The 8,906-nt window shown below is 70.3% G+C and carries 7 protein-coding genes and 1 pseudogene; 1 reads left to right on the forward strand and 7 read right to left on the reverse strand.

Annotation, left to right across the window (positions count from 1 at the left end; genetic code table 11):
- Nucleotides 1-14 precede the first annotated feature (14 nt).
- The 3 genes from MKK70_RS20305 to MKK70_RS20315 form a co-directional block, all read right to left on the reverse strand.
- On the reverse strand, nucleotides 15-1,262 hold the full coding sequence (locus MKK70_RS20305; protein WP_243937333.1) for an Hsp70 family protein: 1,248 nt from the start codon (nucleotides 1,260-1,262) through the stop codon (nucleotides 15-17).
- Between the two features lie 70 nt (nucleotides 1,263-1,332).
- Nucleotides 1,333-1,662 (reverse strand): GlpM family protein, encoded by a 330-nt coding sequence (locus MKK70_RS20310; RefSeq protein WP_147843991.1) that lies wholly within the window; start codon nucleotides 1,660-1,662, stop codon nucleotides 1,333-1,335.
- Nucleotides 1,663-1,670: 8 nt separating this feature from the next.
- Nucleotides 1,671-2,984 (reverse strand): replication-associated recombination protein A, encoded by a 1,314-nt coding sequence (locus MKK70_RS20315; protein ID WP_243949535.1) that lies wholly within the window; start codon nucleotides 2,982-2,984, stop codon nucleotides 1,671-1,673.
- Between the two features lie 314 nt (nucleotides 2,985-3,298).
- Here MKK70_RS20315 and MKK70_RS20320 point away from each other — a divergent pair, with 314 nt between their 5' ends.
- Nucleotides 3,299-4,816: a putative bifunctional diguanylate cyclase/phosphodiesterase gene (locus tag MKK70_RS20320; protein WP_243949541.1), complete on the forward strand. Its 1,518-nt coding sequence runs from the start codon at nucleotides 3,299-3,301 to the stop codon at nucleotides 4,814-4,816.
- Nucleotides 4,817-4,846: 30 nt separating this feature from the next.
- Here the strand turns inward: MKK70_RS20320 and MKK70_RS20325 are convergent, their stop codons facing one another.
- The 4 genes and pseudogenes from MKK70_RS20325 to MKK70_RS20340 all read right to left on the reverse strand — a co-directional run.
- Nucleotides 4,847-6,346 (reverse strand): Do family serine endopeptidase, encoded by a 1,500-nt coding sequence (locus tag MKK70_RS20325; protein WP_243949537.1) that lies wholly within the window; start codon nucleotides 6,344-6,346, stop codon nucleotides 4,847-4,849.
- Nucleotides 6,347-6,493: 147 nt separating this feature from the next.
- Nucleotides 6,494-7,315 carry an alpha/beta fold hydrolase gene (locus MKK70_RS20330; protein ID WP_243949538.1) on the reverse strand — a complete coding sequence of 274 codons (822 nt, stop codon included), beginning with the start codon at nucleotides 7,313-7,315 and terminating at the stop codon, nucleotides 6,494-6,496.
- 196 nt (nucleotides 7,316-7,511) lie between these two features.
- On the reverse strand, nucleotides 7,512-8,042 hold the full coding sequence (locus MKK70_RS20335) for a MucR family transcriptional regulator (RefSeq protein ID WP_147729521.1): 531 nt from the start codon (nucleotides 8,040-8,042) through the stop codon (nucleotides 7,512-7,514).
- 726 nt (nucleotides 8,043-8,768) lie between these two features.
- A pseudogene (locus MKK70_RS20340) lies at nucleotides 8,769-8,906 on the reverse strand (sugar transporter); the annotation flags it as partial.

An 8,906-nucleotide genomic window follows, 5' to 3' on the forward strand; every position in this document is an offset into this window, starting at 1 on the left:
GCCGGCGTCGCGGCTCAGGCCGCCCGGCGGATCGCCTCGATGGTGAGACCGATGCCGACCGAGCCGAAGGTGTCGCCCTCGACGACGCGGGCGCCGGGCAGGCAGGACGTCAGCCCTTGGCGGACATGCGGCAGGCCGGTGGAGCCGCCGGTGAGGAACAGCGAATCGATCCGGTCCGCGCGCAAGCCCGCCTGGGCGAGGCAGCGCCCGACCCGCTCGGAGATCCGCACCGCCAGCGGTTCGGTGTGGGACACGAGGGCCGTCCGGTCGACCGAGGCCGCCAGGCCCGGCTCGACCCAATCGAGATCGACCTCGGAGGCGCCGTCGTTCGAGGCGGCGATCTTGGCGCCCTCGACGGCGATGGCGAGCGAATGCCCGCGCTCCAGCTCGACCACCGTGCGCAGGCGCTCGACGAGGTCCGGACGCGCGCCGTCGCGGATGATCTCGGCGATCTCGCGCAGGGTCTTGGCGTTGTAGAGCCGGTTGATGCTCGACCACGTGGCGAGGTCGTGGAAATAGGCGTTCGGCACCGAGAGCTCGGGGCGCTTCATCGGGCTGCCGAGGCCGAGCAGCGGCATCACCGTGCCGAGGCTGAGGAAGCGGTCGAAGTCGGTGCCGCCGATGCGGACGCCGTCGTTGGCGAGGATGTCGTCGGCCCGCTCCGCCTTGGCATGCCGCTCGGGCGACAGCCGCACGATCGAGAAGTCCGAGGTGCCGCCGCCGATGTCGGCGATCAGCGCGATCTCCTCGCTGCGGACGCTCTGCTCGTGGTCGAGCGCCGCGGCGATCGGCTCGTACTGGAACGAGACGTGGCGGAAGCCGATGCTCTCGGCGATCTCGCGGAGGGTGTCCTCGGCCCGGCGGTCGCCCTCGGCGTCGCCGTCGACGAAGTGGACCGGGCGCCCGTGCACCACCGTGTCGAAGGTCTCGCCGGCCGCGGTCTCGGCCCGCGCCTTCACCGCGGCGAGGTAGCGCCCGATCACGTCGCGGAAGCGCACGCGCTCGCGCCCGACCGGGGTCGTCTCCTCGATCAGGCCGGAGCCCAGCACCGACTTGAGGCTGCGCATCATCCGGCCCGGCGTGCCCTCGACATAGGCCTCGGTCGCCGCCCGGCCGATCACCGCCTCGCGGTTCGGCTCGAAGAAGATCGCGCTCGGGATGGTGACGTGGCGCCCCTCCAGCGGGACGAGGCGCGGACCCGGCGCGGTGCGGTGTCCGAGGGTCGTGTTCGACGTGCCGAAATCGAGGCCGCAGGCCGCCATCGGGTCTTTGTCTTTCGCGAAGGGTCGGGGGGCGGGTGCCCTACAGGCTGACGGGCGCCCGGTCCAGCGTTCACAGCCAGCGCGGCGCGAGGAAGATCGCGAGCGCGGCCAGCAGCCATGCACAAAGCCCGCCGAGGAGGGCGAGGCGATGGTCGCAGAACCCGCCGAGCCACCACGCCACGGCGAGGAAGACGAGGTAGGCGGGAATCGTGCGGACGCCCGCGAGGCAGGTCTCGCGGAAGGCGCCGGCCTCGCCCTTCGCCCCGACCGCGAGCAGCGCGATGATCGCGAAGGTCGGCGCCAGCGGCAGGATGCCGGGCAGGACGTTGCCGCGGCGCGAGGCCAGCACGATCGCCATCGTCACGAGGCCGCCGGCCACGCCTTTCAGGAGGACGTCCATGCCGGCGCTCATCCCTCCTCGCGCCGCGCTTTCCGAAGCTGCTCCCAGTGGGCGAGCCGGTCGCGGTAGCGGCTCTCCATGCCGCGGTCGGTCGGCGCGTAGAGGTGCTGGCGGCCAAGCCGTTCCGGCCAGTAATCCTGCCCCGAGAACGCCTCCGGCTCGTCGTGGTCGTAGCGGTAGCCCTCGCCGTAGCCGAGCCGTTTCATCAGCTTGGTCGAGCCGTTGAGGATGGTGCGCGGCGGCGGCAGCGAGCCGTGCTCCTTAGCGATGCGGGTCGCGGCCTTGTAGGCCTCGTAGGCGGCGTTCGATTTCGGGGCGCAGGCGAGGTAGATCACCGCCTGCGCCAGGGCGAGCTCGCCCTCGGGGCTGCCGAGGAAGTCGAACGCGTCCTTGGCGGCGGTGGTGATCACCAGCGCCTGCGGGTCGGCGAGCCCGATATCCTCCACCGCCATCCGCACCAGCCGGCGGGCGATGAACAGGCGGTCCTCGCCGCCGTCGAGCATGCGGCAGAGATAGTACAGGGCCGCGTCCGGGTCCGAGCCGCGCACCGTCTTGTGCAGCGCGCTGATCAGGTTGTAGTGGCCCTCCTGCGCCTTGTCGTAGTTCGGCGCGCGGCGCTGGACGAGCGTCTGCAGCACCTCCGCGTCGAGGATCTCGTCGGGCTTGGCGGAGCGCCAGACCTCCTCGCACAGGGTCAGCGCCGCGCGCCCGTCGCCGTCGGCCATGCGCACGAGCACGCCGCGCGCCTCCTCGGTGAGCGGCAGCGCCTGGCCCGTCAGGTCCTCCGCCCGCGCGATCAGCTTGGCGATGGCGCCGTCGTCGAGCGCGCGGAACAGCAGGACGCGGGCGCGCGACAGCAGCGCTGCGTTGAGCTCGAAGGACGGGTTCTCGGTGGTCGCCCCCACGAGCGTCACCGTCCCGTCCTCCATCACCGGCAGGAAGGCGTCGAGCTGCGCCCGGTTGAAGCGGTGGATCTCGTCGACGAAGAGCAGCGTCCCCTGCCCCGTCGCCCGGCGTTTGCGCGCGGCCTCGAACACCTTGCGCAGGTCGGGCACGCCGGAGAAGATCGCCGAGATCTGCTCGAAATGCAGGTCGGTCTCGTGCGCGAGCAGGCGCGCCACCGTCGTCTTGCCGGTGCCGGGCGGTCCCCAGAACACCAGCGAGCCGAAGGTCCGCCCACGCAGCAACCGCGTCAGCGCGCCGTCCGGGCCGGTGAGGTGATCCTGGCCGACGACCTCGGCGAGCGTGCCGGGCCGGAGCCGGTCGGCGAGCGGGCGGGGCGCCGACGCATCGAGGCCGGCGGTTGCGAACAGGTCGGGCATGCCGGCATCAACACCCTGCGCCCCTCCCTCGGCAAGGGCCGCCGAACGTCGGGTCGGCCTGATTCGAGCGGCCGGGATCGGCGCCGACGCGGGCGCGTGTGCCTGACGAAGGGCGAAAGGCTCCATTTACCCCCGCGACCGAAGTCTTCGTCCGGCGTCCGCCAAACGAGCCGCGCCGCCTGCCGCCGCCACGACGCGTGAGACTCCCTTAAGCTCGCCCGTGCTCAGGGTGAGACCGATCGGGGGGACGGTTCATGATCGGAAAACGCGGCAGCTGGGGCGAAGGAGAGCTTTACGAGGTTCTCTGCTTGCTGATGATCGGTGCGTGTTTATGGGTCATTGGAATTCAATTTGAGGTTTTCTCCTGGCTCAATGCTTTCGTCCAGGCGCACCAGCTCTCCAACGAGTTCATGCTCGTGGCGCTGATGGGGATGGCGGTGTTCGTCGCCAGTCTGCGGAAGTCCCTGCTGCTGCGGGTGGCGATGCGCGAGCGCGACATCACCGCCGCCGAGGCCGAGGCGGTGGCACGCCACGACGTCCTGACCGGGCTCGCCAACCGCCGCCTGTTCCTGGAGACGCTGGAGCGCCGCAGGGCGGCCGCGACCCTGGTCCCGACCCAGGCGGTCCTTCTGGTCGACCTCGACCGCTTCAAGCCGGTCAACGACATCTACGGGCACGCGGCCGGCAACGCCGTGCTGTGCGCCGTCGCCGAGCGCCTGTCCGCCCTGACGCCCGACGCCGGCCTTGCGGCCCGGCTCGGCGGCGACGAGTTCGCCCTGCTCGTGCCGCTCGACGGCGGCAGCGACGGCCTGACACGGCTCGCGCAAGGGTTGATCGCGGCGATCGCGGCGCCGATCCAGTGGCAGGGCAACGAGCTGAAGGTCGGCGCGACCATCGGCATCGCCCTGATCTCGGCCGACCAGGCGGATGCCGACGTGGTTCTGCATGCCGCCGACCTCGCGATGTACCAGGGCAAGAAGGACGGCCGCGGCGTGTTCCGCGTGTTCAAGAGCGCGATGGACATCGAGCTGAAGGCGCGGGCCCAGCTCGAGAGCGAGCTTCGCGAGGCGATCGCGAGCGGCGCGATCGAGCCGTACTACCAGCCGGTGGTGACGCTGCCGGAGAAGACGCTGGTCGGCGTCGAGGTGCTGGCCCGCTGGCGGCACCCGGTCCGCGGGCTGCTCGCGCCGGCCTGCTTCATCGGGATCGCGGAGGAGACCGGCCTCATCGCCGAGCTCAGCATGAAGCTCCTGCGCCAGGCCTGCCTCGACGCCCGGGACTGGCCGCCCCATTTCCAGCTCGCGGTCAACATCGCGCCGCAACAGTTCCAGGACCGCTGGCTGTGCGAGCGCATCCTCGCGATCCTGACCGAGACCGGCTTCTCCCCGAGCCGCCTCGAGGTCGAGATCACCGAGACGGCCCTGGTGCAGGACCTGGAGGCGGCCCGCACGACCCTGACCTCGCTGCAGAACCTCGGCGTGCGCATCGCCCTCGACGACTTCGGGACCGGCTATTCCAGCCTTTACCACCTGCGCGAGCTCAAGTTCGACAAGCTGAAGATCGACCGCACCTACGTCGACACCATCACCATGAGCGCCGAGCGGGCCAAGCTCGTCGACGCGATCATCAAGCTCGGCGCCAGCCTCGGGCTGGTCACCACCGCCGAGGGGATCGAGACCGATGCCAGCGTCGACTGGCTTTCCGACCAGGGCTGCGACTACGGCCAGGGCTACCTGTTCGGCGCCCCGATGCCGAAGGACGCGATCACCGCGCTGATCGGCAAGCCGCTCGAGGAGATCCAGGCCACCGCCATCGCGTTCCAGGCGGCCTAAGGCCGGGGTCGCGTCCGGGCCGGTGCGGCCTCAGCCGCCGAACATCGAGGTCAGCACCTCGCCGTTGCGGTTGATCGCGATCTCCCAGGCGCTCTGCACGGTGCGGGTGGCGCGCTCGACGTCCTTCGTCGTCGAGACCGGCTGCCCGTTGATCGAGACCAGCATGTCGCCCTTCTGCAGGCCGGCGCGCGCCGCGATCGAATTCTCGTCGACCGCCTGCACCGCGACCCCGTCGACGGGGAAGTCCGTCAGCATCTCCTCGGCGACGGCCGGCGAGGTGTTGATCAGCGTGGCGCCGAAGAACGGCGAGCGCGTGCGGACCTTCAGCACGTCGCGCGGCCGCGTCTCGGGCGCCGGCGTCAGCTTGACCGGGAGCGTGCTGCGGCTGGTGCCGCGCAGGATGCCGAACTTGGTCTGGCCGGTGATGCCCTTGAGCGCGAAGCGGTAGCCGAAGGCTTCCGGGTCGTCGACGCTCAAGCCGTCGACCGTCAGGATCAGGTCGCCGCGCTTCAGCCCCGCCTCGTCCGCCGGGCTCTTGGCCTGCAGGCTCGCCACCAGCACGCCGGTCGGATGGTCGAGGCCCATGCTCTCGGCGATGTCCGGCGTCACGCTCTGCACCCGCGCGCCGAGCCAGGGCCGCCGCACGGTGGTGGCGCCGTTCTTGGCGGTCTCGACCACCGCCTTGACCATGCTGGCGGGGATCGCGAAGCCGATGCCGTGGCTGCCGCCCGACTGCGAGTAGATCGCGGTGTTGATCCCCATCAATTGCCCGCGCAGGTCGACCAGCGCCCCGCCGGAATTGCCCGGATTGATCGCGGCGTCGGTCTGGATGAAGAACTGGTAGTCCGACGAGCCGACCTGGGTGCGCGCCAGCGCCGAGACGATGCCCTGCGTCACCGTCTGGCCGACGCCGAACGGGTTGCCGATCGCCATCACGAAGTCGCCGACCTCCAGGCTCTCCGAGTCGCCGAACGGCATCGGGATCAGCCCGCCGGTCGGGTTGGTGATCCGCACCACGGCGAGATCCGTGCGCGGGTCGCGCAGCACGATCGTCGCCTCGAACTCGCGCCGGTCGGCCAGCGAGACGCGGACCTCGTTCATGTTGTCGATGACGTGGTTGTTGGTGATGATCAGCCCCGACGCGTCGACGATGACGCCGGAGCCGAGGGATTTCTGCGCCCGCTCGCCCGGGGCGCCGCCCTGCCCGCGGCCGCCCTCCGCGCCGAAGAACCGGCGCATGAACTCGTCCATGGCACTGGTGCGGGCGTTGGGCCGCTTGTCGATGTGCGAGGCGTAGACGTTCACCACCGAGGGCGCCGCCCGCTTCACCACGGGGGCGAAGGAGAGCTGCACCTCGCCCTTGCCCGTCGGCGCCGCCTTCTCGGGCATCGCCGACTTCAGCGGCGGCGCATCCGGGGTCTTCATGTCCGGTGTCTTGACGTCCGGTGTCTTGGCCATCTGCGCGGCGGCGGGGCCGGCGGACAGCATCAGCGCGGCGACCAGGACGATCGGGGTGGACGGGCGAGGCATGCAGGGCTCCGGGCGCTCGGGGTCGTCGGGGCGCCGGGCCGCCCGCGGCGGCGCGGGCCGGCCCGGACCGACGGGCGTTTGCGGCCTGTCTATCGCGGCCGAATGCGGCGCGCGAGAGCCCGATCCCGGGCTCGCGCACGCACGCGTTCAGCCCTCCAGGAACGCCAGCAGGTCGGCGTTCAACCGTTCGGCATGGGTGAACGGCACCGCGTGCGGGGCGCCCTCGTAGACGACGAACGCCGCGCCGGGGATCGCGGCGGCGGCCGCCTTTCCCGATACCGCGATCGGCACGGTCTGGTCGTCGTCGCCGTGGATCACCAGCGTCGGCACCGTGAAATGCGCCATGTCGGCCCGGAAGTCGGTGGTGCCGAAGGCGCTCACGCAAGCCGTCGTCGCCTTGGGCGAGGCCAGCATCGCCAGGTTGCCGGCCCAGGTCATCGTCTCCGTCGAGACCGGCGAGTGGAAAACGCCGGCGCCGAAGAAGGTCTTGGCGAAGTTCGCCAGGAAGGCCGGACGGTCCTTCACGAGGCCGTCGATCATGCCCTGAAAGAGGCTGCCGTCGACGCCGTCGGGATTGTTGCCGGTCTTGAGGAGGTAGGGCGTCACCGCGGAGACCAGCACCGCCTTCGCGACGCGCGCGCCGCCGTGCCGGGACATGTAGCGGGCGATCTCGCCGCCGCCCATCGAGAAGCCGACCAGGGCGGCGTCGCGGAGGTCGAGGTGGTCGAGCACCGCCTTCAGGTCGTCGGCGAAGGTGTCGTAATCGTAGCCGGTCCAAGGCTGGTCCGACCGGCCGAAGCCGCGGCGGTCGTAGGCGACGACCCGGTAGCCCGCCTCGGCGAGCACCGGCATCTGATGTTCCCACATGTCGGCGTCGAGCGGCCAGCCGTGGATCAGCACCACCGGCCGGCCGGTGCCCCAATCCTTGTAGTAGAGCCGTGTGCCGTCCCTTGTCTCGATGAAGGCCATGTCTCGCTCCTGCTCGGATGGTCTTCCGCGGCGACCGCCCGGCCGGCGCGCAAGCCTGTCGCCGGAAGCAAGCCGACGACGCGCCGAACGTTCCGAGGCCGCGTAGAATGCAGAAAGGCCGGAGGGGTCATCCCGCCTCCGGCCTTCCGCATCGCAGGTCTCGTGTCGTCGCGTCCCGGGTCGCCGAGGCGGGTCCTCAGGCGTCCTTCTTCTTCCGGGGCGCGCGGGTCTTCTTGGCGGGCGCCTCGGATTCGGCGGCGGGCGCCTCCTCCTCGGTGACCACCGGCTCGGACGGGGCGGCCTTCGCCACGTTCTTGCGGCGCTGCTGGCCGAGGCCGAGGGCGCGGGCCAGCTCGGAGCGCTGCTCGGAATAGCTCTGCGACGTCATCGGATAGTCGGGCGCCAGGCCCCACTTCGCGCGATACTGCTCGGGCGAGAGGCCGCGCAGGGTCAGGTGCCGGCGCAGGGTCTTGTACTGCTTCCCGTCCTCGAAGCTGATCAGGTAATCCGCCGTGACCGAGCGACGGATTTCCTGCGCGGTCGCCTTCGGCGGCCCGACCTCGGCGACCGGGCCATTTGCACCAGACACGCCGACGATCGCCTCGTGCACATCGCTCAGAAGCTTCGGCAGTTCGGCGCTCTGGACGTGATTGTTGCTGACATAGGCGGAGACGATGTCCGCGGCCAACGTGATGAAGCGGGCCTTGTCGATGTCTGGTTCACTCATGATCTTCGTACCGTCATTCTGACTTCGGGTGATAGTTCGAACCGTAAGCTCAGTTTCGGCACCCGGCAAGATTATTTCGGGGTTTTTGACCGAATCCTGAGGAATTCCGGCCTGATCAGCGGTACTCCGGCGCAATGCGCAGATCAAGAACCTCAGCGATGCGGACAAACGTTCGGAAATGTCGGCCGATTCGAACTAAATTGTGCGCAATTCTCCCGCGCGGTCGCACCAATCCATGGTTGTTGGGAAAAAATCCTGATGACGATCCTGCGGCGATCGCGCGCCGCAACACCTTGCTCGGCGTATCGGTCAGGTGGTTCTAGTACCGATGGACTAGCCGTTTTTCGCTGCTGGGGCGCTGCGCGGTGCGCGGCGCAGCGATCGACCGACGGGCGAAAGCCCGGATGGGCCGTTCCCGGCGAAGGGCAGGTGATTCGCGTTGCGCGATCACCGCGGCGGTCGATCCGCCAAGGGCGGTCGACGGCACGCCGAGGCGCGCTCGGGCGCCGACCGGCATGATCCGAGGTTCGCGCGTCGAATCGACGAGGATGCCACGCGAGAACGCCGGTGGCCGACGCGACCGTCCTGCGGCGGTTGCCGCGCCGGATCCGACCTCGACGTCGAACCCGACGGGCGTGCCCCTCCCGCCCGGGCTCGCCGTCGGCGCCGCGGCACGACGGGATTGTCCCGGAACCGCGTCCGGGGGCGTTGCGAGCCGGTCGTCGCCTACCGTGAGTAGGCGTAGACGGAGGCTGCGGATGCGACGGGGCCTGCGACGGTGGAGAAGACGCTGACGACCTTGGAGACTTCGGTGAAGGGGGCGTTGGAGACGTAGACGAGGTCGCGGTTTCGCATGCGGAAGGC

The sequence above is a fragment of the Methylobacterium sp. E-041 genome (assembly GCF_022829665.1).
Lineage (GTDB): Bacteria > Pseudomonadota > Alphaproteobacteria > Rhizobiales > Beijerinckiaceae > Methylobacterium.